Below are 25,903 nucleotides of genomic sequence, written 5' to 3'. Positions count from 1 at the left end.
AAGGAGCAAGACCTTGGGCAACAATCAACGCGCTCAGATCACGATGAGCGAGGACGAGATCACCACGTTCGTGGAACGCAGCCGGGTGGCCACTCTGGCGACCATCGGGAAATCGGGAACACCTCACCTCGTCGCCATGTGGTACGCGGTCGTCGATGGCGAGATCTGGTTCGAAACGAAATCCAAGTCGCAGAAGGCGGTGAACATTCGCCGCGACGATCGGATCACGCTCCTCATCGAGGACGGCGACACCTACGACACATTGCGCGGTGTGTCCATCGAAGGCCGCGGTGAGATCGTCGACGATGCCGACGCCGCCTTCGCCGTGGGGGTCAGCGTGTGGGAGAGGTACACCGGCCCGTACAGCGACGACCTGCGTCCCGCGATCGAGCAGTTGCTGGACAACCGAGTCGTCGTCCGAACGGTTCCCGAACGAATCCGGTCGTGGGATCATCGAAAACTCGGAATTCCCGCGATGCCGGTCGCAGGTAACACCTCGCATCACCGATAGATCGGCCCGAACAAATCACGGGCCATTCCTCGGTCTTCGGCGTAGCTTCACATACACACCGTTATCGAGGAGGCATCGTGACCGAATCAAGCGACGAGACGAAACAGAAGTTCCGCGAGGCGCTGGAACGAAAGAATCACACGGACTCGCATTCCGTGGATCACAAGGATTCGCGATCCAAGATCCACGACGCGCACGGTCCTGCCGACCACAAGCGCGACTTCCGTCGCAAGACCGGATAAGCCGCGACACCCGAGAAAACGAAGAAGTCCTCCGATCATCGATCGGAGGACTTCTTGTTTGGTAGCCCCGACGGGATTCGAACCCGCGCTACCGCCTTGAGAGGGCGGCGTCCTAGGCCGCTAGACGACGGGGCCAGGAACTTGATTCTTCTTGGAAGCTCCGCAAGCTTAGCTTGCCGAAGTTCGGTGTCAAAATCGACCGAATTTCCGCTGGGGTACCAGGACTCGAACCTAGAATGGCGGTACCAGAAACCGCTGTGTTGCCAATTACACCATACCCCAATGGCCTTGCTCGATTCGCTCGGCGCAAACGCTTCGCGGACCGCATCGGGCCGAGGAAGAGATTACCAGCCCCCCGGTGTGGTTTACCAAATCGTATGGTCAGAGGGCATTTTTGAGCGCCGATGCGCTCGGATCACCTACTGACGAATGCGCGCGCCGCACGCAGACGAGCCAGCGAAGTGTCCTTCCCCAGCAGTTCCATGGACTCGTAGAGCGGAGGGCTGATGTGCGAGCCGGTGACGCCTACGCGAACAGGCGCGAACGCCTTGCGCGGCTTGAGCCCCAGACCGTCGATGAGCGACGCCTTGAGGGCATCCTCGATCGATCCCGCAGTCCATTCTCCAGTGGAGTCGAGAGCGTCGATCGCGGCGTCCAGGACGGAAGCCGAATCCTCCTTCAGATTCTTGGCGGCAGCGGCCTCGTCCACGATGAAATCCGACTCGTCCACGAACAGGAACTTCAACAGGTCCCACGCGTCCGAGAGAACGACGATTCGGGTCTGCACCAGTTCGGCCGCGGTGGCGAACACGTCGTCGTCGATCGCGCTGACGAGATGGCCGTGATGCGTCAGGTACTCGCGGAGCCGATCCCGGAAGTCCACCGGGTCGAGCCGACGGATGTGCTCGGCGTTGATCGCATCGGCCTTCTTCTGGTCGAACCGTGCGGGGTTGGAATTGACCTTCGTGATGTCGAATGCGGCAACCATCTCGTCGAGTGAGAACACGTCGTGATCGTCCGAGATGCCCCAACCGAGAAGAGCGAGGTAGTTGAGCAACCCCTCCGGCACGAATCCGCGATCACGATGGATGAAGAGGTTCGACTCAGGATCACGCTTGGAGAGTTTCTTGTTGCCCTGCCCCATGACGAACGGAAGGTGGCCGAACTCCGGTGTGAAGTCTGCAACCCCGATCCGCTCGAGCGCCTCGTACAGTGCGAGCTGCCGCGGTGTGGAAGACAACAGGTCCTCGCCGCGAAGCACGTGAGTGATCTTCATCAACGCATCGTCGACCGGATTGACCAATGTGTAGAGGGGAATTCCGCTTCCCCGAGTGAGCGCGAAGTCCGGGACGGTGCCTGCCTTGAAGGTGGTTTCCCCGCGCACGAGGTCGTGCCACGTCAGATCGTGGTCGGGCATACGCAACCGCACCACCGGCTTTCGCCCCTCGGCCAGATACGCCTCTCGCTGCTCGGCGCTCAGATCACGATCGAAATTGTCGTAACCCAACTTCGGATCGCGGCCGGCGGCCTTGTGGCGTTCCTCGACCTCTTCCGGTGTGGAGAAGGACTCGTACGCCTCCCCCGCGGCCAACAGCTGGGCCACGACCTCGAGGTGTTGATCGCGCCGTTGTGACTGCCGGTACGGCGCATACGGTCCACCGACCTCCGGCCCCTCGTCCCAGTCGAGGCCCAACCACCGCAAGGCATCGAGGATCGCCTGGTACGAGTCCTCACTGTCGCGGGCCGCATCGGTGTCCTCGATACGAAACACGAACGAACCCTCGTGGTGTCGGGCGAAGGCCCAGTTGAACAGGGCTGTGCGGACCAGACCCACGTGCGGGGTTCCGGTAGGCGACGGACAGAATCGGACACGAACTTCGCTGGTGCTCATGGCTCACTCGGGTCGGCGTGGAAAAGCGTGGTCGTCTGACAGGCTAGTACTCGGCGCTCGGACTACTCAGCGCTTGGACACGACGGGGTTGCTCAGGGTTCCGACTCCACCGATGGTGACGGCCACGGTCTGACCGTCGACGATCGGTCCCACACCCTCCGGGGTGCCGGTGAGAATGACGTCGCCCGGCAGGAGCGTCATGATCGAAGAAACCCATTCGATGATCTCGGGGACCGTGTGCAACAAGAGTGCAGTATTGCTGTTCTGCTTCTCGACACCGTCGACCTCCGTCTTCACGTCGAGGTCGGACGGGTCGAGTGAAGTCTCGATCCAGGGGCCGAGAGGGCAGAAGGTGTCGTGGCTCTTGGCGCGAGTCCACTGGCCGTCTTTCCGCTGGTGATCGCGCGCCGACACGTCGTTGGCGGCCGTGTAACCGAGCACGACGTCGAGCGCTTTGGCTGCCGGGACGTCCTTGCAGGGGCGCCCGATCACGACGGCGAGTTCGCCCTCGTAGTGCACCTCCGACGAGGACTCCGGAAGCATGATCGGCGCACCGGGACCGACGATGGAGGTGTTCGGCTTGAGGAAGATCACCGGATCCTCGGGTGCCTCACTGCCCATCTCGGCGGCGTGCGCCGAGTAGTTCTTGCCCACGCAGACGACCTTGCTCGCGAGAATCGGGGCGAGCAGACGGACGTCCGCCAGGGCCCAGCTACGGCCCGTGAACGTGGGGTTGCCGAAGGGATGTTCGGCGATCTCCTTGGCTCGGGCATCGTCACCGTCACCCTCGATGCTCACGAACGCGACCCCATCCGGGCTTGCCACTCGACCTAGACGCATGGCGCCGAGTCTATCGGATCGACATGGAGGTATAGACTTCGCTCGTGTACCAATTTATGGGAACCCGATCCCAGAATGCGAGACTTGATGCGAACGCCTTCGGACACGAACACCGAACCCTCGGCACGCAAGTGGTGGATGCTCGCGCTCGGCATGTTCGCGCAGGCTGCGCAGGCGATACTCGTGAACGGCGTGGCCTTCCTCATCCCGACGCTCCAGCGGGATCACGGACTGACGTTGGCACACACCGGAATCGTCGTCGCAGCGCCCACGGTGGGCGTCATGTTCACACTCGTCCTGTGGGGAGGACTGGCCGACAGATTCGGCGAACGTACGGTCCTGGGCGCCGGCCTCGGCCTGGCTGCTCTCGCTACGACCGGAGCCGCTCTCGCACCGTCACTCCCCTGGATCACAGTCTTTCTCGTCGCCGCAGGCATGGCGGCCTCGGCGGCCAACGCCGCCAGTGGCCGGGTCGTGGTGGGTTGGTTCCCACCCGAACGACGGGGGCTGGCAATGGGTATCCGACAGATGTCGCTGCCACTCGGAATCGCCTGTGCTGCAATGACGATCCCAATGATCGCCGGTTCACGCGGAGTCGGATGGGCGCTGACTCTTCCAGCAGCCGTGTGCGCGATCGCCGCCGCCGCAAGCATCATCGGAATCGTCGACCCGCCCAGACCCGAACGTGGTGCCGCAGCCGAACTGGGACTGCTCGACAATCCCTACCGCAGCAGCGCCGTACTGTGGCGCATCCATGCCGCGTCGGTTCTCCTCGTGGTGCCGCAGTACACCGTGTGGACCTACGCCCTCGTATGGCTGATCTCCGAACGTAGCTGGGACGCCACGTCTGCGGGACTGATGATCACCGCTTCCCAACTGCTCGGCGCAGCGGGACGTATCGCGGTGGGTTACTGGTCGGACCGAGTCGGCGCGCGCCTGCGTCCGATGCGCGTCGTGGCGGCGACAGGGTGCAGCCTCATGCTCCTGCTCGCGGTGACCGACCAGTTCGACTTCACGGTGGCGGTGATCGTGATGATGGCGGCCTCGATCGCCACCGTGGCACCGAACGGACTGGCGTTCACCGCCGTGGCCGAGATCGCCGGCCCGTTCTGGAGTGGCCGCGCGCTCGGAATGCAGAACACCGGTCAGTTCGTGGCCGCATCCGTAGTGCCTCCGGTGTTCGGAGCGATCATCGGCGCGGCAAGTTTCCCGCTGGCATTCGGTATCGCGGCGGCGTTCCCCGCCGCCGCGATACCGGTGATTCCCGTAGAGCGCGAACGAGATTCGCGCTAGATCGCCGCGGCGATCCGGTCACCCACCTCGGTGGTGACGACCTTCGAGTCACCACGCGAAGCAAGGTCTGCCTCGACAGCAGCCTCGACGCGGGCTGCATCCTCGGCCCGGCCGAGGTGCCGCAACAACAGCGCTGCCGACAGAATTGCGGCTGTCGGATCGGCAATGCCCTGGCCCGCGATGTCCGGCGCACTTCCGTGTACCGGCTCGAACATCGACGGATTGGTGCCCGAAGCATCGATGTTGCCCGACGCCGCCAGCCCGATTCCGCCTGTGACCGCACCGGCAAGATCGGTGACGATGTCACCGAACAGGTTGTCCGTGACGATCACGTCGAAGCGGGACGGGTCGGTGACCATGTAGATGGTTGCGGCGTCGATGTGGCAGTACGCCGTCGCGACCTCCGGGTACTCGGCCGAGACCGTTTCGACTGCACGGGTCCAGATCGCACCCGCGTTCGACAACACATTCGTCTTGTGGATCAACGTCACGTGCTTGTTCCGAGTCTGCGCCAGCGCGAACGCGTACCGGACGACGCGCTCGGCGCCGAACCAGGTGTTGATCGAAACCTCGGTGGCGATCTCGTGTGGTGTGCCCACTCGGATCGCACCGCCGTTGCCCGTGTACGGACCCTCGGTGCCCTCACGCACAACCACGAAGTCGATGTCCGGCTGCGCCGCCAATGGTGACTTCGAACCCGGATACAGCTGCGACGGACGCAGGTTCACGTGGTGGTCGAGTGCGAAACGCATGTTGAGCAGCAGTCCGCGCTCGAGCACACCCGGGGTCACCGACGGATCGCCGATTGCGCCGAGAAGGATCGCGTCGTGCTCACGAATCGCGGCGAGGTCGCCCTCGGGCAGCAATTCGCCGGTTGCGTTGTAGCGACGCGCGCCGAGGTCGTACTCGGTGGTTTCCAGGTCGGGAACCAGCTTCTTCAGCACCTTCAGTGCCTCGGCAGTGACCTCGACACCGATGCCGTCACCAGGAATTACCGCGAGCTTCACGACAGATCGACCTGCTCGACACGGGCGTCGAGCCGAGACGAGATCGCCTCGACCTCGGCATCACCGACGACCTTGCTCACACGCAGGATCACGGTAGCGCCTTCGCCCTCTGCGTCCTGGCTGAGGGCAGCGGCCTGAATGTCGACCTCGGCGTTGCCGAGCACCGTACCGAGCGTTCCGAGAACGCCGGGGCGGTCGGTGTAGTGGACGACCAGGTTCTGTCCCTGTGCGCGCAGATCGAAGCTGCGACCGTTGACGTTCACGATCTTCTCGACCTGCTGCAGGCCGGTGAGTGCGCCGGTCACCGTGGTGACTGCACCGTCACCGGACACCGCACGCACCTCGACGGCGCTGCGATGCGTGGACGCCTCGGAGTGGGTTTCGACCGCGACGGATACGCCACGCTGCTCCGCGATCTGCGGGGCGTTGACGAAGGTGACAGCCTCGTCACTGGACGCCGAGAAGACACCGCGCAGCGCGGCCAGACCGAGAATGTCGACCTTCTCCGCCGACAGTTCGCCACTGGCGACGACCTGAACGGTCTGGACCGCGTCGGTGGACAGGGTGCCGGCCAGGAGACCGAGCTTGCGCACCAGGTCGAGCCACGGTGCAACCTCTTCACCGACCGGGCCACCACTGACGTTGACGGCATCCGGTACGAACTCGCCTGCGAGCGCGAGCAACACGGACTTCGCGACGTCGATGCCCGCGCGGTCCTGAGCTTCCGAGGTGGATGCACCGAGGTGCGGGGTGACGACCGTGTTCGGCAGGTCGAACAGCTTCGAATCAGTGCACGGCTCGGACTCGAAGACGTCGAGGCCGGCGCCGCCGACCTTGCCGGACACGAGAGCGTCGTAGAGAGCGTCCTCGTCGATGAGCCCACCGCGGGCGGCGTTGACGATGATGACGCCGTCCTTGGCGCGAGCGAGACGATCGGCATTGATCAGGCCGGCCGTTTCCTTGGTCTTCGGAAGGTGCACCGAGATGAAGTCAGCGCGCTCGACGAGCTCGTCGATATCGACCAGTTCGATACCGAGCTGGGCTGCGCGAGCTGCAGGCAGGTAGGGGTCGTACGCGATGATCTCGGTCTCGAAGGCGGCGAGCCGCTGCGCGAACAGCTGACCGATGCGTCCGAGGCCCACGACGCCGATGGTCTTACCGAGGATCTCGGTGCCGTTGAAGCTCGAGCGCTTCCAGGTGTTCTCACGCAGCGTGCGATCGGCTGCCGGGACCTGACGGGCGGTCGACATCAGCAGCGCGACTGCGTGCTCCGCGGCCGAGTGAATGTTCGAGGTGGGTGCGTTCACGACCATCACGCCGCGCTCGGTGGCAGCCGGGATGTCGACGTTGTCGAGACCGACACCGGCGCGACCGACGATCTTCAGCTTCGTGGCGGCGGCCAGCACGTCCGCATCGACCTTGGTGGCCGAACGCACCAGCAGTGCATCCGCTTCCGGGACGGCAGCGAGCAGCGCGGGACGGTCCGGGCCGTCGACCCATCGCACCTCGACGCTGTCGCCGAGCGCATCGACGGTCGATTGGGCGAGCTTGTCGGCGATCAGTACTACAGGACGGCCTGGCTGGCTCACGTGCAAACTCCCTGGATAGGTGGATGTGGGGATGATTCGAACACACCCAGCTTAGTGTGTACTCACGCCGAAACCGTATCCTGGTCCGCAATACCACATAGTGGAACTTCGGTCGTGATTTCGCTTACAGACACGCACGGCCGAAACGAAACCGGCCCGGCGCCGCATTCGCGACTACCGGGCCGGTTCGGGCCACGAAACTCAGGCGGTTTCGGTGATGGGGCGATCGACCCAGCTCATCAGGTCGCGCAGCTTCTTGCCCGTGACCTCGATCGGGTGCTCGGCGTTCTCCTTGCGCAGGCCCTCGAGCTCGGTGTTGCCGTTCTCGACGTTCGCGACCAGGCGACGGGTGAACTCACCGGACTGGATGTCCGCGAGGATCGCCTTCATGCGCTCCTTGGTGTCGGCGTCGATGACGCGCGGACCGGAGAGGTAGCCACCGAACTCGGCGGTGTCGGACACCGAGTAGTTCATGCGCGCGATGCCACCCTCGTACATGAGGTCGACGATGAGCTTGAGCTCGTGCAGAACCTCGAAGTACGCCATCTCGGGTGCGTATCCGGCCTCGACCATGACCTCGAAACCGGTCTTGACCAGTTCTTCGGTGCCACCACAGAGAACGGCCTGCTCGCCGAAGAGGTCGGTCTCGGTCTCTTCCTTGAACGTGGTCTTGATGACGCCCGCGCGGGTGCCCCCGATGCCCTTGGCGTAGGACAGAGCAAGAGCCTGGCCCTCACCCTTCGGATCCTGGTCGACTGCGATGAGCGCGGGAACGCCCTTGCCGTCGACGAACTGACGACGCACGAGGTGGCCGGGGCCCTTCGGTGCGACCATGCCGACGGTGACGAACTCCGGAGCCTTGATCAGGTCGAAGTGGATGTTGAGTCCGTGTCCGAAGAAGAGGGCGTCGCCGTCCTTCAGATTGGGCTCGATGTCGGCGGTGAAGATCGACGCCTGTGCGGTGTCGGGTGCGAGCAGCATGATCACGTCGGCCCACTCGGAAACCTCGGCGGGAGTACCGACCGTCAGGCCCTGCTCCTCTGCCTTGGCACGCGACTTCGAGCCCTCCTTGAGGCCGATGCGCACATCGACACCCGAGTCACGCAGGCTCAGCGAATGCGCGTGGCCCTGGCTCCCGTAGCCGATCACAGCAACCTTGCGGCCCTGGATGATCGACAGATCGGCATCGTCGTCATAGAACATCTCGACTGCCACTTCTCAACCTCTTTCTTGGGTGTTCTTCTCGAATTCAGTACTAGCGGGTGGCGGTGATGGACTTCGGCCCGCGACCGACGGCCACCACACCGGATTGCACGATCTCCCGAATACCGTACGGGTCGAGCATGCGCAGGAGAGCGTCGAGCTTCGACCGGGTTCCGGTCGCCTCGATCGTGACCGACTCGGGAGAAACGTCGATCACCTTGGCGCGGAACAGGTTCACCGTCTCGATGACCTGGGTCCGCACACTCGCATCGGCCCGCACCTTGATCAGCACGAGCTCACGCGCGACCGAGGCGTCACCGTCCTGTTCGACGATCTTGATGACGTTGACCAGCTTGTTGAGCTGCTTCGTCACCTGCTCGAGGGGAAACTCGTCGACCGTGACGACGATGGTCATACGCGAGATCTCAGGGATCTCGGTACCACCGACGGCGAGCGACTCGATGTTGAATCCACGACGGGAGAACAGTGCGGCAACTCTGGCCAGCACGCCCGGCTTGTCCTCGACGAGAACGCTGAGGGTGTGGCTCGTGCTCACTGCTGGTCCTCCTCGGCGGAACGCATCTCGCGATCCATGGCTTCGTGAATGACGGCCGGTTCGGCGACCGCTTCGTCTTCGTCGAACAGCGGACGGATGCCCCGCGCCGCCATGATTTCGTCGTTACTCGTGCCTGCGGCGACCATCGGCCACACCTGAGCATCGGCACCGACGATGAAGTCGATGACGACCGGACGGTCGTTGATCGACTGTGCCTCGCGGATCGCGGCTTCCACATCCTCTTCACGCTCGACTCGGATGCCGTGGCAGCCCAACGCTTCCGCGAGCTTCACGAAGTCCGGGATCCGGACCGCACCGTGCGTACCGAGGTTGGTGTTCGAGTAGCGCTCCTCGTAGAAGAGGGTCTGCCACTGACGCACCATTCCGAGGTTTCCGTTGTTGACGAGCGCCACCTTGATGGGAACACCCTCGACGGCACACGTCGCGAGTTCCTGGTTGGTCATCTGGAAGCAGCCGTCACCGTCGATGGCCCAGACCTCGGAGTCCGGCATGCCCATCTTCGCGCCCATGGCGGCCGGGACGGCGTAGCCCATCGTGCCGAGACCGCCAGAGTTGAGCCAGGTGCGAGGCTTCTCGTAGTTCACGAACTGTGCAGCCCACATCTGGTGCTGGCCGACGCCCGCGCAGTAGATCGCGTCCGGGCCGGCGAGCCTACCGACGGCCTGGATCACGAACTCTGGCGACAGCGCGCCGTCGCTGGGGCGGTCGTATGCCAACGGGTAAGTGCTGCGGATGTCGTCGAGGTAGGCCCACCACTCGGACAGGGCGAACTTCGTTCCCGTCGCCAGGTCCGCCTTGACGGCCTCGATCAGTTCACCGATGACCTCCTTGCAGTCACCGACGATCGGGACGTCCGCGTAGCGGTTCTTACCGATCTCCGCCGGGTCGATGTCCGCATGGATCACCTTGGCGTCCGGCGCGAACGAGCTGAGCTGGCCGGTCACCCGGTCGTCGAATCGCGCACCGAGGGTGATCAGCAGGTCGCTCTTCTGCAATGCCGCGACAGCAGCAACGGTTCCGTGCATACCGGGCATGCCACAGTTCAGCTTGTGGCTGTCCGGGAACGCGCCCCGAGCCATCAGCGTGGTGACGACCGGGATGCCGGTCAGCTCGGCCAGTTCGAGCAGTTCGGGCGAGGAGTCGGACTTGATCACACCTCCGCCCACGTACAGAACGGGCCGCTTGGCATCGGTGATAAGGCGTGCCGCCTCGCGAACCTGCTTGCCGTGCGGCTTCGTGACCGGCCGATACCCGGGCAGACGCATCTCCGGCGGCCACGAGAACGTGGTCTGGGCCTGCAGAATGTCCTTGGGGATGTCGACGAGCACAGCGCCCGGACGTCCACTCTCGGCGAGGTGGAATGCCTCCGCGATGATCCGCGGGATGTCGACGGCATCGGTGATCAGGAAGTTGTGCTTGGTGATCGGCATCGTGATGCCCGAGATATCGGCTTCCTGGAAGCCGTCGGTGCCGATGAGGCTGCGTGCGACCTGCCCGGTGATGGCGACGACGGGAACCGAGTCCATCTGCGCGTCGGCCAAGGGTGTGACCAGGTTGGTTGCACCTGGACCGGAGGTGGCCATGCACACACCGACCTTGCCGGTCGCCTGGGCGTAGCCGGTGGCGGCGTGTCCCGCACCCTGCTCGTGCCGGACGAGGACGTGCCGAACCTTCTTCGAGTCGAAGAGCGGGTCGTAGACCGGAAGTACTGCCCCACCCGGGAGCCCGAAGACCGTGTCGACCTCGAGTTCCTCGAGGGCGCGAACGACCGACTGCGCGCCGGTGACTCGCTCGGGGGCGAGTTGGCGGCGGCTACCCGTCGGTGTTGCTGCTGCCGCGGCGGGGCCGGCAGCAGCCGCCTTCCGCGGTGTGGGTTGGGGCCGTGCAGTTGGTGCGCTCACTGGAAAATCCTCTGATTCTGGCTCCGGGCAACAAAAAACCCCCGTCAGCACAATGCTGTACGAGGGTGGCGCGTCGTTATCTGGCGAGTTGAGGAATCGACTCAGGCGACGACGCGCCAGTCGATTACGAGCAACTCATTCTGTTTCACGCACTCGACGGTAGGCGCGTAAATGGTGAACAGTCAAACTTGGTGAGTCGACCGTCCCAGAATGTAGGATACGTCGGCTGCAGTGCGAAGATGTAGAGGTGTCAACTTCGCAGCAGCCCGTGCCACCACGTCCATCATCCCATACGCCGAACACCTCCCGGCAGGTCATACGGATTTCGCCACTCGCATACATCGGGTGCGCGTTTCTCCTGTTCGCCGTGACGTTCCCCGTCTTCGGCTGGCCACTCGCCTTCGGGTGGCTACTGATCGCTCCGATCGTTGCGTGCATCTGGGTTGCCCGTTTACGCACGACGGTCACCGAAGAGGGACTCGAACTTCGCTACCTCGCCGGCACCCGGAAGCTGGCATGGAGCGAGATCGCCGGCTTCCGCTTCCCGGACCGCGGTTGGGCGCGTGCGGCACTCGTCGATGGCGGCGAGGTCAGGCTCCCTGTCGTCACCTTCGACCGACTTCCGCAGATCTCCGAGGCCAGTCGCGGTCGCGTACCCGACCCGTACGCCGCGCAGGCCGCCGCCGAGGAAGAAGGACCCCGCGAATCCGAGCAATAGCTCGCGAGTAGCGTTGAGATGCAGTTCTATCAGCCCATATAAGGAATAATTCATGCCCCCGCTGAGGTCTCGAACCACCACCGCAGGACGAAACGCCGCAGGCGCGCGCGCACTCTGGCGCGCCACCGGCATGACCGACTCGGACTTCGGGAAACCGATCGTCGCGATTGCGAACTCGTACACGCAGTTCGTTCCCGGTCACGTTCACCTCAAGGACGTCGGCGAAATCGTCGCCGAGGCAGTACGGGCAGCGGGCGGTGTTCCGCGCGAATTCCACACCATCGCAGTGGACGACGGCATCGCCATGGGCCACGGCGGGATGCTCTACTCTCTGCCGAGTCGCGAGATCATCGCTGATTCCGTCGAATACATGGTCAATGCGCACACGGCCGATGCGCTCGTCTGTATCTCCAACTGCGACAAGATCACTCCCGGAATGCTGAATGCCGCAATGCGACTGAACGTTCCGACCGTGTTCGTGTCCGGCGGCCCGATGGAAGCCGGCAAGGCCGTAATCGTCGACGGCGTCGCCCAGGCACCCACCGACCTCATCACCGCGATTTCCGCGAGCGCCAACAGCGCAGTGTCGGACGAAGGACTCTCGGAGGTGGAGCTCAGCGCGTGCCCGACGTGTGGTTCCTGCTCGGGGATGTTCACGGCAAACTCGATGAACTGCCTCACCGAGGCGTTGGGCCTCGCCTTGCCGGGCAACGGATCCACGCTCGCCACGCACGAGGCGCGACGCGCGCTGTTCAACCGGGCGGGCACCACCGTCGTCGAAGCTGCGCTGAAGTACTACCGCGACGAAGACGAGTCGGTACTCCCCCGCAACATCGCCACCCCCGCGGCCTTCCGCAACGCAATGGCACTCGACGTGGCGATGGGTGGCTCGACCAACACCGTCCTGCACACACTTGCCGCCGCACAGGAGGGCGAGGTCGATTTCGACCTCGACACCATCGACGCGATCAGCCGCAAGGTGCCTTGCTTGTCGAAGGTCTCCCCCAACTCCGATTACCACATGGAGGACGTGCACCGCGCCGGCGGAATCCCTGCCCTGCTGGGCGAACTCCGCCGAGGCGGACTGCTCGAGACCGAGGTCTCCACGGTCCACACTCCGAGTTTCGATCAGTGGCTCGACGAATGGGACATCCGGTCGGGCAAGGCAACCGAGGAAGCTCTCGAGCTGTTCCACGCGGCCCCGGGTGGCGTCCGCACCACCGAACCGTTCTCGACCGAGAACCGTTGGTCCTCGCTGGACACCGATGCGACGGGTGGTTGCATCCGCGACATCGAGAACGCCTACACGGTCGAGGGTGGCCTCGTGGTGCTGCGCGGCAACATCGCGGTCGACGGAGCCATCCTCAAGACGGCCGGAATCGACGAGGACCTCTTCACATTCGAGGGCCCGGCTCTGGTGGTGGAGTCCCAAGAAGAAGCCGTCTCCGCGATCTTGCAGAAGAAGATCAGCGAAGGCGACGTTCTGGTGGTTCGTTACGAGGGACCGTCCGGCGGTCCGGGAATGCAGGAGATGCTGCACCCCACCGCATTCCTGAAGGGCGCAGGCCTCGGCAAGAAGTGCGCCCTCATCACCGACGGACGCTTCTCGGGTGGCACATCGGGACTTTCGATCGGACACATCTCCCCGGAGGCCGCATCTCGCGGTGTCATCGGACTCGTCGAGAACGGTGACCGTATCCGCATCGACGTCGCGACCCGCGCCCTCGAGGTTCTGGTGGACGACGACGTGCTTGCCGAGCGACGTGCCAAGATGGAAGCACGCGAGCGCCCCTGGCAGCCCGTCGACCGCCAGCGCACCGTCACGACGGCGCTGCGCGCCTACGCGGCACTCGCAACGTCTGCGGACAAGGGCGCGGTGCGCCAGGTTCCGTAGACCCAACTTCCTCGACGAATGTCACACCGGTTCAGCTCACGCGAACCGGTGTGACATTCGTCGGGGGGCGGGAAATGAGCGGTCCGCGCAGTTCGAACCCGCCTCGATCGCTGTCGACTGATCAGTTCGATCAGTCTGTTCACGTTTCCTTGCGCAGACCGATCACCAATGGTTCCCTCAATTCATCAATGAGACCTGAATCACAGTCTCAGTACCAATCGAGGAGTACCCATGCCCGGAGTCGGCATTTGGCGAACCAAATCCGTCGAGCAATCCATCGCGGATACGGACGAACCCGGAAGTCGACTCCGCCGTGAGCTGACGGCCAAGGACCTGACCGTGTTCGGCGTCGCCGTGGTGATCGGCGCCGGAATCTTCACACTCACGGCGCGTACGGCAGGAAACGTTGCGGGACCGTCCATCTCGTTGGCCTTCGTGCTCGCAGCGATCGCCTGCGCCCTCGCTGCCCTGTGTTACGCGGAGTTCGCGTCGACGGTGCCGGTCGCGGGTAGCGCATACACCTTCTCGTACGCCACTTTCGGTGAGTTCGTCGCGTGGATCATCGGTTGGGACCTGATCCTCGAGTTCGCACTCGCGTCCGCCGTCGTCGCCAAGGGCTGGTCGCTGTATCTCGGCAACGTCCTCGGCTTCAGTGGCTCGACGACCGCCCACCTCGGACCCCTCGACTTCGACTGGGGCGCACTGATCATCGTCGGCGCGATCACCGTGGTCCTGCTCTCCGGAACCAAGATGTCCTCACGGGTGTCGGCCGTCATCACCGCGATCAAAATTGCCGTGGTGCTTCTGGTCGTGACGGTGGGCGCCTTCTACATCAAGAAAGAGAACTACTCGCCGTACATTCCGTCGAGTGAAGGCGCGGACAGCACCGCCAGCGGGGTTCACCAGAGCCTGTTCTCGTTCCTCACCGGCGCGGAAGGAAGCAGCTACGGCTGGTACGGATTGCTTGCCGCAGCCAGCCTCGTCTTCTTCGCCTTTATCGGATTCGACGTCGTAGCCACTACGGCCGAGGAAACCAAGAACCCCCAGAAGGCACTTCCTCGCGGCATTCTCGGCTCCCTGGCGATCGTGACGGTTCTCTACGTCGCCGTCACGCTGGTACTCACCGGCATGGTCCACTACACGGACCTGCGCACAGGCAGCCCGCTCGTCGGCGACAGCAGTGCAACCCTCGCAACGGCATTCGAGGCACACGGAATTGCCTGGGCTCAGACGGCGATCAACTTCGGCGGGCTCGCCGGTCTCACCACGGTCGTCATGGTCATGATGCTCGGTCAGACCCGTGTGCTGTTCGCGATGTCCAGGGACGGCCTCATGCCCAAGCAACTCGCGCGAACCGGCAACAAGGGCACCCCGGTCCGAATCACTCTCGTCGTCGCCTTGGTCGTCGGTTTCCTCGCCGCGTTCTTCCCGATGGGCGTTCTCGAGGAAATGGTCAACATCGGCACCCTGTTCGCATTCGTGCTCGTGTGCATCGGTGTCGTCGTTCTGCGGCGCACCCGGCCCGACCTGAAGCGCGGCTTCCGCGTTCCCCTCGTCCCGCTCGTCCCGATCCTTGCCGTCGTTGCCTGCGGATGGCTGATGCTGAACCTGTCGGTGGAAACGTGGATCCGGTTCCTCGCCTGGATGGCTCTCGGAGTGGTGGTCTACTTCGTCTACAGCCGCAGGCACTCGGTACTCGGCCGCCGCCTGAAAGCTCCGGCCGACTCGCCAGAGGAAGAGACGATCCCCGCATTCGTCGAAAACTGACCTGACGAATGTCACACCAGTTCGCGTGAGCTGAACCGGTGTGACATTGGTCGGGAAGTCAGATGAGGGGGTTGGCGCCGTTCAGGAAGATCCAGGTGCACACGCCTGCTGCGATACCGAGGAGCAGTACGACGAACGAGCCGACGAACGGACGGGTGGCCCAGCCCCTTCTGCCGTCGAATGAGATACGGCCGGGACCGGTCAGGATGATGACACCTGCACAGACGCCGAGGAGCGTTTCGTACTCGGTACCCGCCGGGGCGAAGAACTCGAGGCCGGGCGCCGCAATCTGCCGGAACGCCCACGCGTTGATCATCACCGCCAGCACCGACGCAGCCGCGAACGGTGTCAGCAGACCGAGAATCAGCAGTGCACCACCGGCAACCTCGCCTACCGCACCGAGTATCGCCAGTGGCTTCGCATGGTCGAATCCGGCGTCCGCCAGGGTGCTCTCGAAGCCGTCGAGACCGGGACCGTCCCACAGACCGACGAGCTTCTGGAGACCGTGAACCAGGGCGATGGCACCGACCGCAACTCGCAGGCACAGCAAACCGAGATCGAGCGTGCCTCGCCCGGACTTGCGATCGGACTCGTCCTCGTCGGAACGACTCGACACGGGAGTCGCGGCAAAATCCGAGTCCGACGCGGACGTCGCGGGCGCCGGGGCCGACAGGATCTCGGTGGGCTGCTGCGACACGTACTGTTCCGACTGCTCGGACATCGCCGAATACGTCGGAATCTGCTCGGTCGGCAATCCGCCACCTGCGGTGTCGCCGAAGTCGAGTTCGTCGTCGGAACTGGGCAGCCCATCCGAAGGGGACGACTTGCTGGGGTCTTTCGGCATGTCGGTCACGTGGACCAGGGTAAGTCTGGACGGCCGCTGCGAGCGGTAAGCGAACCGGCGTGGCGGCACACCCGCCGCCTTCCGTAACGTCTGACCCATGACTGTGGGTGGGTGGCGCAAGGCGACGCGCAACAAATCGGTGGTGAGCCTGGCAGCGTTCGGGGTCACGGCCGCATTGGTCAGCGGGTGCGCCCAGTTCGACGAGTCGGCATCGTCGCCGTTCAGCCCGGAACCCTCTGAAGCTCCCGTCGACGTCCATCCCGAGAGCGAAGCCCCGGAAACCACCTCACCGGAGCCGCCACGTGGTCCCCTCGGGCCTTGTGAGGACCCGGACCCGGCCGTGGTCGCCACTTGTCTCGACTCGACAGGCGGGCTCGTCACGCTGCCCGGCGGCACCACGGCGATCGTTGCCGAACGGCGCAGCGGCCGCATCCTCGAGGTGACGCAGGGGCAGGAACCTCGCGAGATCGCGCACGTCGACGTCGACGGCGGTTCCGGCGGAGGCCTCCTCGACATAGCGCTGTCACCGACGTTCGCGGAAGACAATCTGATCTACGCGTACGCCACCTCCGGCAGCGACAACCGCATCGTCCGCATCGCACCGGGTGACAGCGCCAAGGAAATTCTCAGTGGGATTCCCCGCGGCGAATCCGGCAACAGCGGGTCGCTCGAGTTCTCGAGCCCGACCGATCTGATGGTGCTCACCGGAGACGGCGGCGATCCCGCAGCGGCGGCAAACCCCGCATCCCTGGCCGGAAAACTGCTGAAGGTCACCGCACTCTCCCCCGCGCCCGCCGGCGCGCAGCCGCCACCCCAGGTCGTGCTGTCCGGGATCGGCACGGCAGGCGGGGTCTGTGTGGACCCCGGCATCGCAACCTGGGTGACCGACCGGACGGCACTCGAGGATCGACTGCAGCGGGTCGGCGCAGACGGTTCGGTGACCTCACCCGTATGGACCTGGCCCGAGCATCCAGGTGTGGGTGGCTGCGTTGCGGCCGAGGGCGTCGTCGCCGTTTCACTCGACGAGGGCAAGGCGCTTTCGGCGCTCGCCGCCGACCCCACCGGCGCGGTGTCCGCGGCGCCGTCCGTCGTCGCCAAGGACCGCTACGGCCGACTGAACGGCGCGGCCCTGGGCGAAGACGGTCAGATCTGGGTCGGCACCGTCAACAAGGACGGTGGCGAACCCGGACCCAACGACGACCGCGTCGTGAAGATGCCACTGCCGTCCGGCGGCGGCGGATTCGACTGACGCGCTAGCTGCAGGCCGCGAGCACGAGTTCCTTCACTCGTGCAGGGTCGGCTTGGCCGCGCGTGGCCTTCATTACGTCGCCGACGATCTTCCCGGCTGCGGCGACCTTGCCGCTTCGGATCTTGTCGGCGATGCCCGGGTTGGTGGCCAGCGCCTCGTCGACGGCAGCTTGCAGCTTGGTGTCGTCACGTTCGACGACGAGCGAACGTGCTTCGACGATCTGTTCGGGTTCGCCTTCGCCGTCGAGGACGTGGTCGACGACCTGTCGGGCGATCTTGTTGTTGAGCTTGCCGCTGTCGACCAACTCGACGACCTTGGCGACCTGGGCCGGAGTGATCGGCAGGTCGGCGAGTTCGACGCCACGCGTGTTGGCCTGCTGTGACAGGTAGGACACCCACCAGGAGCGGGCCGCTTCGGGCGAAGCACCCGCGTCAGCCGTCGCGATCACGAGATCGAGAGCGCCGGCGTTCACGAGGTCGCGCATGACCTCGTCGGACACGCCCCAATCGGCCTGGATGCGCGCGCGCCGCACCCACGGGAGCTCGGGCAGCGTGCCACGCAGCCGCTCCACCAGCTCCTCGCTCGGGGCGACGGGCTCGAGGTCGGGCTCCGGGAAGTAACGGTAGTCCTCGGCGGACTCCTTCGGACGCCCTGCCGACGTCGTGCCGTCGGCTTCCTGGAAGTGCCGGGTTTCCAAGGTGACCTCGCCGCCGGACCGGATCACGGCCGCCTGGCGACGCATCTCGTACCGGACAGCCACCTCGACGCTCTTGAGCGAGTTGACGTTCTTCGTCTCGGTGCGGGTACCGAACTTCTCGGCGCCGATCGGTTTGAGGGACACGTTCGCATCGCAACGCAGCGACCCCTGGTCCATTCGCACGTCCGAGACGTCCAGCGCCTTCAGAAGGTCGCGCAGCGCCGACACGTAGGCTCGGGCCACCTCGGGGGCACGCTCACCTGCACCCTCGATGGGCTTGGTGACGATCTCGACCAACGGCACGCCGGCCCTGTTGTAGTCGAGGAGCGAGTGGCTGGCGCCGTGGATTCGACCGGTGGCACCGCCGATGTGCAGCGACTTTCCGGTGTCTTCTTCCATGTGCGCACGCTCGATCTCGACACGGAAGGTGCTCCCGTCGTCGAGGACCACGTCGAGGTAACCGTCGTGCACGATGGGCTCGTCGTACTGACTGATCTGGTAGTTCTTCGGCTGGTCCGGGTAGAAGTAGTTCTTCCGGGCGAAACGGCCCCACGGAGTGACCGAGCAGTTCAGGGCCAACCCGATACGGATGGCGGATTCGACTGCCGTCTCGTTCACCACCGGCAGCGCCCCGGGCATGCCGAGGCACACCGGGCACACCTGAGTGTTGGGCTCGGCACCGAACTCCGTGGGGCACGGGCAGAACATCTTGGTGTTCGTGCCGAGTTCGACGTGTACCTCCATACCGAGTACGGGCTCGTACGTGGCGAGCACTTCGTCGTAGTCGAGGATGTCCGGCGCGTCGAGAGCAGTCATGCTCACGAGTTTATGCTTTGGCGGGCCGACCTCGGGAGTCGAGGTCAGCCGAAGAACGCCGCAGCTTCGTCGTATCGGTCCGCGGGGACGGTCTTGAGTCGGCGGGTGGCATCCGCGAGCGGAACGAGGTCGATGTCCGTCCCCCGCAACGCCACCATCCGGCCGAAGTCGCCGCGGTGCGCGGCATCCGTGGCGTGTACCCCGAAACGAGTGGCCAGCACCCGGTCGTACGGGGTGGGCGTACCGCCGCGTTGAACGTGACCGAGCACCGTCGTGCGCACTTCCTTCCCGATACGGCGTTCGATCTCGTCGCCGAGTTGTTGGGCCACACCGGTGAAGCGTTTGTGTCCGAACTCGTCGATGCCGCCTTCCCGCAGACTCATCGAATCCGGTGTCGGTGCAGCACCTTCCGCGACGACGCAGATGAAGTGACTGTCGCCGCGCTGGAATCGCCTCTTCACCATCGCGCACACCTCGGCGACGTCGAACGGCACCTCGGGGACCAGCGTGAGGTGCGCCCCAGTCGCCAGTCCCGCATGCAACGCGATCCATCCCGCATGACGGCCCATCACCTCCACGAGCATCACCCGTTGATGAGACTCCGCGGTCGTGTGCAAACGGTCGATCGCCTCGGTCGCGACGGCGAGTGCGGTGTCGAACCCGAACGTGACGTCGGTGCAGTCGATGTCGTTGTCGATCGTCTTCGGGACACCGATGACGGGTACCCCACTGTCCGACAACCAACTCGCAGCGGTCAGCGTGCCTTCGCCGCCGATCGGGATGAGCACGTCGATTCCATTGTCGTCGAGAGTCTGCTTCACCTGATCCAGACCGGCCCGCAGCTTGTCCGGGTTCACCCTGGCGGTTCCGAGAATGGTGCCACCGCGGGTGAGGATGCGATCGATTCCGTCGTCGTTGGACAGCTTCGACTTGCGATCCTCGAGCAGGCCTCGCCATCCGTCCTGGAAGCCGACGACGGTGCTGCCGTACCGCGCGTCCGCGGTCCGCACGACGGCTCTGATCACCGCGTTCAGTCCGGGACAGTCGCCGCCGCCAGTGAGAATTCCGATGCGCATGAGTCCATCTTGCCGCCGAACGCACCCGCGGGCACCCCGAACCTCAGCCTGGAGTGACCAATCCGCTCTCGTACGCGAGGACCACGGCCTGCGCGCGGTCACGCAGGTTCAGTTTCGCCAAGACCTTGCCCACGTGAGTCTTCACGGTCTGTTCGGCGACGAACAACTGCTCCGCGATCTCCGTGTTCGACAGCCCCCTGGCGATCAACTCGAGAACCTCCCGCTCGCGTGGGGTGAGCGAGCCCAGGGCGACAGGTTTGCGGCGGCCGTTCGACCGCCGGCTCGTGACATCGGCAATGAGTCTTCGGGTGACGGTGGGAGCCAACAACGCTTCCCCGTCCGCGACGACACGCACGGCCCGCACCAACTCCTCCGCGGGCGCGTCCTTGAGCATGAAACCGCTGGCACCCAACGTGAGCGCCTCGTACACGTAGTCGTCGATGTCGAACGTCGTGAGCATCAGCACCCGAACCGGCGGCTCGAGCCCGGCCGTGAGAATGTTGCGGGCCGCGTCGAGTCCGTTCATCTCCGGCATTCGCACATCCATCAGCACCACATCGGGACGAAGGCGCTTGACCTCGGAGACCGCGGAACGCCCGTCCGGCGCATCGCCGATCACACTGATGTCCGGCTGCGCCCCGAGCAGAGCGCCGAAGCCCTGTCGGACCATCGCCTGGTCGTCGGCTATGAATACGGTGATCGCCACCCGGCCAGCCTAGGCGGATCCGCGTGGAATCTGTGCGTGGACTTCGAATCCACCGTCCGGCCGCGCCCCGGCCGTGACCGATCCACCGACGGCACGGGCCCGTTCGCGCATTCCGACGAGACCATTGCCCCCGCCCGCTTCCGACCTGGGTGGCGACGTCCCCGGGCCGTTCAGCACGCTCACGACGGTGTCGTGATCTCGACAACCGATCCGAACCTGCACCGACGCGCCGGGAGCATGTCGAGCCGCATTGGCGAGCGATTCCTGCAACACCCGATACGCGACAAGACCCGCCGCCGGAGACATACCGCTCGGATCGCCGACAATGTTCCAGGACACCGGGATTCCGGCGCGTCGACTACCCGCCAACAGGTTCTCGATCTCCGCGCCGCCGGGCTGAGGAGCGTCCTCGGCCAGTTGCCCGTCGCTCCGGAGCACACTCAGCAATCCGCGAGTCTCGTTCAGCGCGGACCGGGCCGCCGCACCGATCGAGTCGAATTCGGCCTTCACCGCCGGCGACACGTCGTCGAGCCGATACGGTGCACTCTGCGCCTGCACGACCACCATCGACATGTGGTGAGCGACGATGTCGTGCAGATCCCGGGCGATGTGGGCCTTCTCCTCGAGAATGGTTCGGCGGGTGCGTTCGAGCTCACTCAACTCTTCCTGGTGTGCCAACTGCCGACGCGAGAGCACGAGCCACCGGACGAGTAGCCCGAATGCGACGATCGCGGTCAGGCCTACCGCCCACCCACGGCCGTTGGTGCCGGGAGTGTCGGCGAAGAACAGCAGCACCGTGGCAACCCAGGCGACGCCTACGACAGGCAGCGCAGCACGCATACTCACGGTCGCAAGCAGCACCAGAATCACCAGGATGTGAACGACCTGCCACGGGTAGTCGTACCCCTCCTGAAGGTCGAAGACTCGCGGAATCACCAGCGCGGATACCGCAGAGACGGCCCAGCCCAGCGCAGGGTTGAAACGGATCAGGACGAACGGGAACGCCGCCAGCGCGGCCACGATCGGCTGAATCGGAGGCGCCACCTGGTGGGTCAGGTGCAGCGTGGGCCACGCGACCGAGTACAGGATCGCCGTGATCACGACGATCGCGATGTCGACCCACTGGCTCACCGTCGGCTTCCGCCGTCGTCGAATCTGAGGTGCGTGCGGGTGCGCCGAGTTCTTCACACCGTCAACCCTACGAACACTCGGTCGACAAGTCCTCATACCCAGGAGGGATGTTCACACCACACCTGGGTATCGGTACGGGGTATCGGCTCACCCGACGGACGAGCTCACAACCGCTCTCGCGGGTGATGTGGCTCCGCACAACCGGTTCATAGCGTCGATCCCATGCGAATCACGGGGAGTAGAACAGCAGTTCTCGCAGTTGTCTTGGCGGCCACGGCCACCATCACGACGACCGGCATGGCGGGTGCCACGACATCGGTGCACGAGAACGTGGCAGCCGCTCACACGGTGCACTCACTCAGTCCCTCCACGGTCGAACTTGGCGAGGTCCCAGCCGATTTCGACTCCGTGATGGGCTACCGGCCGACGGTCCTGGACGGGCGCCTCGTCAATCCGAGTGGCGATTGCTCCTCCCCCGTACCCCTTCCCGCGGAGTTCGAAAACGCATGCAAGGCCCACGACCTCGGCTACGACCTCCTGCGCTACGCCACGGCCAACAACGAAGAGCTGGGCCCCTGGGCGCGAAAGGATCTCGACGCCCAACTCGCCGACGACATGCACGGTGCCTGCGAATCACGCGAGGTGGGAATGGATCGCACCTCGTGCCACGTCATGGCCGATGTCGCGTCGGTCGCGGTGACCGGAAACTCGTGGCGCCAAGGATTCGTGACGCCCACGAAGGAATCACCGCTCCCCTACGCACTCTGCGCCTTGGGAATCGTCCTCATGGCCGGGACCGCAATCGTGATCCGCCGCAACAACGGTGTCCGGTCATGAGATACCTTCCGCCGGCCCACTATTCGATTGCAGTCACCTCCGGAATCCTCGTCTCGTTCGCGCCGTCACTGCTGCCGCGGCCACCGATCATGCAGGGAGTGGTGACGGGACTTCTGGCAGCACTGGCGTTCGCAATGGCCGCACTCGTGCGACGCGTGGTCGAACTCGTGCGCGACGACACGCGCGGGCCCGGCCGGGACTCCGTTCGGGTGTTGTCTCTGCTCTTCGCCGCTATTGCCGTGAGCTGGGCCGTCGTCTACGCGGACCACTGGCAGGACGGACTGCGACGCGCGATGGGTATGGCATCGGTCGGTCCGACGCACTGGGCAGCCGTCCTCGCCTCCGCGATCCTCACCTTCCTGCTCCTCGTCGGCGCAGGTGCCGGACTCGGGCATCTGGCACGCCGAGTCGGACGACTCGGCACCGTCACTGCGGCGTTGATCGCCGTGATCGGCGTCCAGGTGGTGATCGGCCCTGCGGCGTGGAACGCGCTCACCCAGTCGTACAGCGAGGCCAATGCGACGATGGACGTTTCCGTGCACCGCCCGGTCGGTGGCGCGCTTGCCGGCAGTCCCGCATCCACCGTCGACTGGGAGAGCCTGGGCCGCGAGGGCCGCAGGTTCGTCGCTGGTGGCGAGAACGACGCGGGAATCCGCACCTACGTCGGACTGGATTCCGCGGCCGACACGAACACCCGTGCAGCACTGGCCGTTGCCGAACTCGACCGGGCCGGCGGGTTCGACCGCTCCACGGTGGTGGTCGCCGTTCCCACCGGATCCGGCTGGATCGACGCACATGCCGCCGACGGCATCGAGGAACGCTTCGACGGCGACGTCGCAATCGTCGGTCTGCAGTACTCGTTCGCGCCGAGCTGGGTGACGTTCCTTTTCGGGCGTGACGCCGCGAACGACAGTGCGGTCGCACTTCTCTCGGCCGTCGAACGTCACGTCGCCGGAATGCCGACAGACCGGAGGCCGAACATCTACGTCTACGGGCAGAGCCTGGGTTCCGTCGGCGGCAGCGCAGCACTACGCGACCCCGGAACCCGATCGCAAGTGTGCGGTGTGCTGTGGGCGGGACCCCCGGCAGGATCCGTGGACACCGGCGGCGCAACGGTTCTCGCCAACACCTCGGATCCGGTCGTGTGGTGGTCACCGAAGCTGATCACCAGCAGACCTGATCTGACCCTCGCCGAACGAGACGCACCGATGCCCACCTGGCTACCGGGAATCAGCTTCGTACAGACCAGCGTCGACCTGCTTGCCGCCCTGTCCGTTCCGCCCGGCCACGGCCACCGGTACGGAACCGAACAGGGCACCGCATTACCGGATTGTCAGGCCGGTGCGCCGATCGAACCACGGGCCGCTTCGTATGCCGCGCCGACCCGGTAGAGACGCTCGTCGGCAAGGGCGGGAGCCATGATCTGCAGACCGACCGGCAGACCGTCGTCCTCCGACAGCCCGGACGGCACCGACATGGCGCAGTGACCTGCGAGGTTGGTGGGCAAGGTGCACAGGTCCGACAGGTACATCGCCAACGGGTCGTCGACCTTCTCACCCAATTTCCACGGGGTGAACGGGCTCGTCGGGGACACAAGGACGTCGACCTTCTCATAGGCCTTGTCGAAGTCGCGAGAGATGAGCGTGCGCACCTTCAATGCCTGACCGTAGTAGGCGTCGTAGTACCCCGACGACAGTGCGTAGGTACCGATCATGATGCGGCGCTTGACCTCCGGGCCGAATCCGGCGGCACGTGAGGCAGCCATGACCTGGTCGGCACTCATGTCACCCTCGTCGACACGCAGGCCGTAACGCATCGCATCGAAGCGCGCCAGGTTGGACGACACCTCACTCGGCAGGATCAAGTAGTAAGCAGCGAGCGCGTACTCGAAGTTGGGGCACGACACCTCGACGACCTCGGCGCCCAGTTCCGTCAGCTGCGTGACAGCCGCATCGAACGAGGAAAGGACACCGGGCTGGTAGCTGTCGGAGTGAAGCTCCTTGACCACACCGACCTTGACTCCGTTGAGGTTTCCTTTCGCGCCTTCACGCGCCGCGGCCACGACGGGACGGACGGGCGCATCGATGGACGTCGAGTCGCGCGGGTCGTGACCGGCGATCACCTCGTGCAGAAGCGCGGTATCGAGAACCGTGCGACCACACGGGCCGCCCTGGTCCAACGACGACGCACACGCAACCAGCCCGAAACGGGACACCGTGCCGTACGTGGGCTTGGTACCCACCGTCGCGGTGACTGCAGCCGGCTGTCGAATCGATCCACCGGTATCGGTGCCGATCGCGAGTGGAGCCTGACGCGAGGCGAGCGCTGCTGCACTGCCGCCACCGGAACCGCCCGGAATCCGCTCCTTGTCCCACGGATTGCGCGTCGGACCGTACGCCGAGTTCTCGGTCGACGAACCCATCGCGAACTCGTCCATGTTCGTCTTGCCCAGGATCGGAATCCCGGCGTCGCGAAGCTTGGTGGTCAGTGTCGCGTCGTACGGCGCCACCCAGCCGTCGAGAATTTTCGAAGCACACGTCGTCGGCATGTCCGTGGTGGTGAAGATGTCCTTCAGCGCCAACGGCACACCGGCGAGCCGCGACGCCGGCGCTTCACCGGCACCGATCGCCTCGTCGACGGCCTTCGCGGACACCAATGCCTGCTCACCGGACACGTGCAGGAAAGCATTCAGATCGCCGTCGACCGCTTCGATCCGGTCGAGGTGCGCGCGGGTCACCTCTACCGCGGAAACCTCACGACTGTGAATCTTCTCCGCGAGCACGGAAGCATCGAGACCGGTCAGATCGGCGTTCATTCGCCCTCTCCAAGAATCTGCGGAACCGCGAAACGGTCCTGTTCGACTGCGGGTGCACCCGACAACGCCTCTTCCGGCGTCAGGCCGGGAACGATCGTGTCCGGACGAGTCACGTTGGTGGCCGCGTTGGGGTTGGCCATCGGCGGCACGTCGTCGGCACCGACCTCCGTGACCGCTTTGACATGGCTGAGGATCGAGTCCAACTGGCCGGAGAACTCGTCGAGTTCGGACTCGGTCAACGCAAGTCTGGACAGCCGCGCGAGGTGCGCGACCTCGTCGCGAGAGATGGCAGGCACCGC

Annotated in this window: 23 protein-coding genes and 2 tRNA genes; 9 read left to right on the top strand and 16 right to left on the bottom strand. The window is 65.0% G+C overall.

The genetic code is table 11. The annotated features are described in order from the left end of the window. Positions 1-13: 13 nt before the first annotated feature. Together ACFWO3_RS03375 and ACFWO3_RS03370 are read left to right on the top strand one after the other, a co-directional pair. Complete coding sequence (locus tag ACFWO3_RS03375) at positions 14-511, top strand: pyridoxamine 5'-phosphate oxidase family protein (protein WP_378573659.1); 498 nt, start codon at positions 14-16, stop codon at positions 509-511. Positions 512-588: 77 nt separating this feature from the next. Next, entirely contained in the window at positions 589-753 is a 165-nt protein-coding gene (locus tag ACFWO3_RS03370) for a DUF5302 domain-containing protein (RefSeq protein WP_378573657.1), read from the top strand. A 59-nt stretch (positions 754-812) separates the two neighbouring features. Here the strand turns inward: ACFWO3_RS03370 and ACFWO3_RS03365 are convergent. From ACFWO3_RS03365 to ACFWO3_RS03350, 4 genes are all read right to left on the bottom strand, one after another. Beyond that, a tRNA-Glu gene (locus ACFWO3_RS03365) sits at positions 813-888 on the bottom strand. Positions 889-963: 75 nt separating this feature from the next. Next, positions 964-1,035: transfer RNA gene (locus ACFWO3_RS03360), tRNA-Gln, on the bottom strand. Between the two features lie 133 nt (positions 1,036-1,168). Beyond that, positions 1,169-2,644, bottom strand: coding sequence for a glutamate--tRNA ligase (gene gltX / locus ACFWO3_RS03355; protein ID WP_378573655.1), 1,476 nt, complete (start codon positions 2,642-2,644; stop codon positions 1,169-1,171). A gap of 66 nt (positions 2,645-2,710) precedes the next feature. Continuing rightward, the gene (locus ACFWO3_RS03350) at positions 2,711-3,484 is read right to left on the bottom strand and encodes a fumarylacetoacetate hydrolase family protein (protein ID WP_378573653.1); all 774 of its coding nucleotides are present in this window, start codon (positions 3,482-3,484) and stop codon (positions 2,711-2,713) included. A gap of 87 nt (positions 3,485-3,571) precedes the next feature. Between ACFWO3_RS03350 and ACFWO3_RS03345 the strand changes: the two genes are divergently transcribed. Further along, positions 3,572-4,777, top strand: coding sequence for an MFS transporter (locus ACFWO3_RS03345; RefSeq protein ID WP_378573651.1), 1,206 nt, complete (start codon positions 3,572-3,574; stop codon positions 4,775-4,777). Here the strand turns inward: ACFWO3_RS03345 and ACFWO3_RS03340 are convergent. The 5 genes from ACFWO3_RS03340 to ACFWO3_RS03320 form a co-directional block, all read right to left on the bottom strand. Further along, positions 4,774-5,784: a 3-isopropylmalate dehydrogenase gene (locus ACFWO3_RS03340; protein WP_378573648.1), complete on the bottom strand. Its 1,011-nt coding sequence runs from the start codon at positions 5,782-5,784 to the stop codon at positions 4,774-4,776. The two genes, ACFWO3_RS03345 and ACFWO3_RS03340, sit on opposite strands and share 4 nt — an antisense overlap. Then, entirely contained in the window at positions 5,781-7,373 is a 1,593-nt protein-coding gene (gene serA / locus ACFWO3_RS03335) for a phosphoglycerate dehydrogenase (protein WP_378573646.1), read from the bottom strand. Before serA ends, ACFWO3_RS03340 begins: the two co-directional genes overlap by 4 nt. Before the next feature lie 201 nt (positions 7,374-7,574). Beyond that, entirely contained in the window at positions 7,575-8,576 is a 1,002-nt protein-coding gene (gene ilvC, locus ACFWO3_RS03330; RefSeq protein WP_378574023.1) for a ketol-acid reductoisomerase, read from the bottom strand. A gap of 52 nt (positions 8,577-8,628) precedes the next feature. After that, positions 8,629-9,132 (bottom strand): acetolactate synthase small subunit, encoded by a 504-nt coding sequence (gene ilvN / locus ACFWO3_RS03325; protein ID WP_378573644.1) that lies wholly within the window; start codon positions 9,130-9,132, stop codon positions 8,629-8,631. Continuing rightward, positions 9,129-11,054, bottom strand: coding sequence for an acetolactate synthase large subunit (locus ACFWO3_RS03320; RefSeq protein WP_378573642.1), 1,926 nt, complete (start codon positions 11,052-11,054; stop codon positions 9,129-9,131). The genes ilvN and ACFWO3_RS03320 overlap by 4 nt, the downstream gene beginning before the upstream one ends. Positions 11,055-11,322: 268 nt before the next feature. On the opposite strand from ACFWO3_RS03320, the gene ACFWO3_RS03315 reads away from it, so the two are divergent. The 3 genes from ACFWO3_RS03315 (at position 11,323) to ACFWO3_RS03305 (ending at position 15,433) form a co-directional block, all read left to right on the top strand. Continuing rightward, entirely contained in the window at positions 11,323-11,772 is a 450-nt protein-coding gene (locus ACFWO3_RS03315; protein ID WP_378574021.1) for a PH domain-containing protein, read from the top strand. A gap of 52 nt (positions 11,773-11,824) precedes the next feature. Further along, the gene (ilvD, locus tag ACFWO3_RS03310) at positions 11,825-13,666 is read left to right on the top strand and encodes a dihydroxy-acid dehydratase (RefSeq protein WP_378573640.1); all 1,842 of its coding nucleotides are present in this window, start codon (positions 11,825-11,827) and stop codon (positions 13,664-13,666) included. A gap of 231 nt (positions 13,667-13,897) precedes the next feature. Next, entirely contained in the window at positions 13,898-15,433 is a 1,536-nt protein-coding gene (locus ACFWO3_RS03305; RefSeq protein WP_378573638.1) for an amino acid permease, read from the top strand. A gap of 58 nt (positions 15,434-15,491) precedes the next feature. On the opposite strand, the gene ACFWO3_RS03300 is transcribed toward ACFWO3_RS03305, so the two are convergent. Continuing rightward, positions 15,492-16,277, bottom strand: a complete 786-nt coding sequence (locus ACFWO3_RS03300) for a DoxX family protein (protein ID WP_378574018.1) — start codon at positions 16,275-16,277, stop codon at positions 15,492-15,494. 97 nt (positions 16,278-16,374) lie between these two features. Between ACFWO3_RS03300 and ACFWO3_RS03295 the strand changes: the two genes are divergently transcribed. After that, a complete protein-coding gene (locus ACFWO3_RS03295; protein ID WP_378573636.1) occupies positions 16,375-17,526 on the top strand; it encodes a PQQ-dependent sugar dehydrogenase in 1,152 nt (383 codons plus the stop codon). Between the two features lie 4 nt (positions 17,527-17,530). Here ACFWO3_RS03295 and gatB read toward each other — a convergent pair whose 3' ends face one another. The 4 genes from gatB to ACFWO3_RS03275 are packed head-to-tail and all read right to left on the bottom strand — an operon-like array spanning position 17,531 to position 22,048. Continuing rightward, the gene (gene gatB / locus ACFWO3_RS03290; protein WP_378573634.1) at positions 17,531-19,039 is read right to left on the bottom strand and encodes an Asp-tRNA(Asn)/Glu-tRNA(Gln) amidotransferase subunit GatB; all 1,509 of its coding nucleotides are present in this window, start codon (positions 19,037-19,039) and stop codon (positions 17,531-17,533) included. A 44-nt stretch (positions 19,040-19,083) separates the two neighbouring features. Then, a complete protein-coding gene (locus ACFWO3_RS03285; RefSeq protein ID WP_378573631.1) occupies positions 19,084-20,115 on the bottom strand; it encodes an ATP-dependent 6-phosphofructokinase in 1,032 nt (343 codons plus the stop codon). A 43-nt stretch (positions 20,116-20,158) separates the two neighbouring features. Next, on the bottom strand, positions 20,159-20,821 hold the full coding sequence (locus ACFWO3_RS03280; RefSeq protein WP_378573629.1) for a response regulator: 663 nt from the start codon (positions 20,819-20,821) through the stop codon (positions 20,159-20,161). Between the two features lie 9 nt (positions 20,822-20,830). Beyond that, on the bottom strand, positions 20,831-22,048 hold the full coding sequence (locus ACFWO3_RS03275) for a sensor histidine kinase (protein WP_378573627.1): 1,218 nt from the start codon (positions 22,046-22,048) through the stop codon (positions 20,831-20,833). Positions 22,049-22,174: 126 nt separating this feature from the next. Here ACFWO3_RS03275 and ACFWO3_RS03270 point away from each other — a divergent pair, with 126 nt between their 5' ends. Both ACFWO3_RS03270 and ACFWO3_RS03265 read left to right on the top strand, forming a co-directional pair. After that, positions 22,175-22,789, top strand: coding sequence for a phospholipase A2 (locus tag ACFWO3_RS03270; RefSeq protein WP_378573625.1), 615 nt, complete (start codon positions 22,175-22,177; stop codon positions 22,787-22,789). Then, positions 22,786-24,180: an alpha/beta-hydrolase family protein gene (locus ACFWO3_RS03265; RefSeq protein ID WP_378573623.1), complete on the top strand. Its 1,395-nt coding sequence runs from the start codon at positions 22,786-22,788 to the stop codon at positions 24,178-24,180. Before ACFWO3_RS03270 ends, ACFWO3_RS03265 begins: the two co-directional genes overlap by 4 nt. Here the strand turns inward: ACFWO3_RS03265 and gatA are convergent. Together gatA and gatC are read right to left on the bottom strand one after the other, a co-directional pair. Then, entirely contained in the window at positions 24,123-25,604 is a 1,482-nt protein-coding gene (gatA, locus tag ACFWO3_RS03260) for an Asp-tRNA(Asn)/Glu-tRNA(Gln) amidotransferase subunit GatA (protein ID WP_378573621.1), read from the bottom strand. The genes ACFWO3_RS03265 and gatA overlap by 58 nt on opposite strands. After that, positions 25,601-25,900, bottom strand: coding sequence for an Asp-tRNA(Asn)/Glu-tRNA(Gln) amidotransferase subunit GatC (gene gatC / locus ACFWO3_RS03255; RefSeq protein WP_378573619.1), 300 nt, complete (start codon positions 25,898-25,900; stop codon positions 25,601-25,603). The genes gatA and gatC overlap by 4 nt, the downstream gene beginning before the upstream one ends. Positions 25,901-25,903: the final 3 nt, after the last annotated feature.

Origin of the sequence: Rhodococcus sp. NPDC058521 (assembly GCF_042719695.1) — a bacterium.
Lineage (GTDB): Bacteria > Actinomycetota > Actinomycetes > Mycobacteriales > Mycobacteriaceae > Rhodococcus_F.
This window is presented reverse-complemented; position numbering and strand designations above follow the sequence as displayed.

Bases quoted from the DNA above. Each gene is read 5' to 3' on its own strand.
- gatB (WP_378573634.1), bottom strand. From the start codon at position 19,039: ATGACTGCTCTCGACGCGCCGGACATCCTCGACTACGACGAAGTGCTC.
- ACFWO3_RS03345 (WP_378573651.1), top strand. From the start codon at position 3,572: ATGCGAACGCCTTCGGACACGAACACCGAACCCTCGGCACGCAAGTGG.
- ilvD (WP_378573640.1), top strand. From the start codon at position 11,825: ATGCCCCCGCTGAGGTCTCGAACCACCACCGCAGGACGAAACGCCGCA.
- ACFWO3_RS03295 (WP_378573636.1), top strand. From the start codon at position 16,375: ATGACTGTGGGTGGGTGGCGCAAGGCGACGCGCAACAAATCGGTGGTG.
- gatA (WP_378573621.1), bottom strand. From the start codon at position 25,604: ATGAACGCCGATCTGACCGGTCTCGATGCTTCCGTGCTCGCGGAGAAG.
- gltX (WP_378573655.1), bottom strand. From the start codon at position 2,644: ATGAGCACCAGCGAAGTTCGTGTCCGATTCTGTCCGTCGCCTACCGGA.
- ACFWO3_RS03305 (WP_378573638.1), top strand. From the start codon at position 13,898: ATGCCCGGAGTCGGCATTTGGCGAACCAAATCCGTCGAGCAATCCATC.
- ACFWO3_RS03300 (WP_378574018.1), bottom strand. From the start codon at position 16,277: ATGCCGAAAGACCCCAGCAAGTCGTCCCCTTCGGATGGGCTGCCCAGT.
- ilvC (WP_378574023.1), bottom strand. From the start codon at position 8,576: ATGTTCTATGACGACGATGCCGATCTGTCGATCATCCAGGGCCGCAAG.
- ACFWO3_RS03275 (WP_378573627.1), bottom strand. From the start codon at position 22,048: ATGAGGACTTGTCGACCGAGTGTTCGTAGGGTTGACGGTGTGAAGAAC.
- ACFWO3_RS03350 (WP_378573653.1), bottom strand. From the start codon at position 3,484: ATGCGTCTAGGTCGAGTGGCAAGCCCGGATGGGGTCGCGTTCGTGAGC.
- ACFWO3_RS03270 (WP_378573625.1), top strand. From the start codon at position 22,175: ATGCGAATCACGGGGAGTAGAACAGCAGTTCTCGCAGTTGTCTTGGCG.
- ACFWO3_RS03265 (WP_378573623.1), top strand. From the start codon at position 22,786: ATGAGATACCTTCCGCCGGCCCACTATTCGATTGCAGTCACCTCCGGA.
- ACFWO3_RS03285 (WP_378573631.1), bottom strand. From the start codon at position 20,115: ATGCGCATCGGAATTCTCACTGGCGGCGGCGACTGTCCCGGACTGAAC.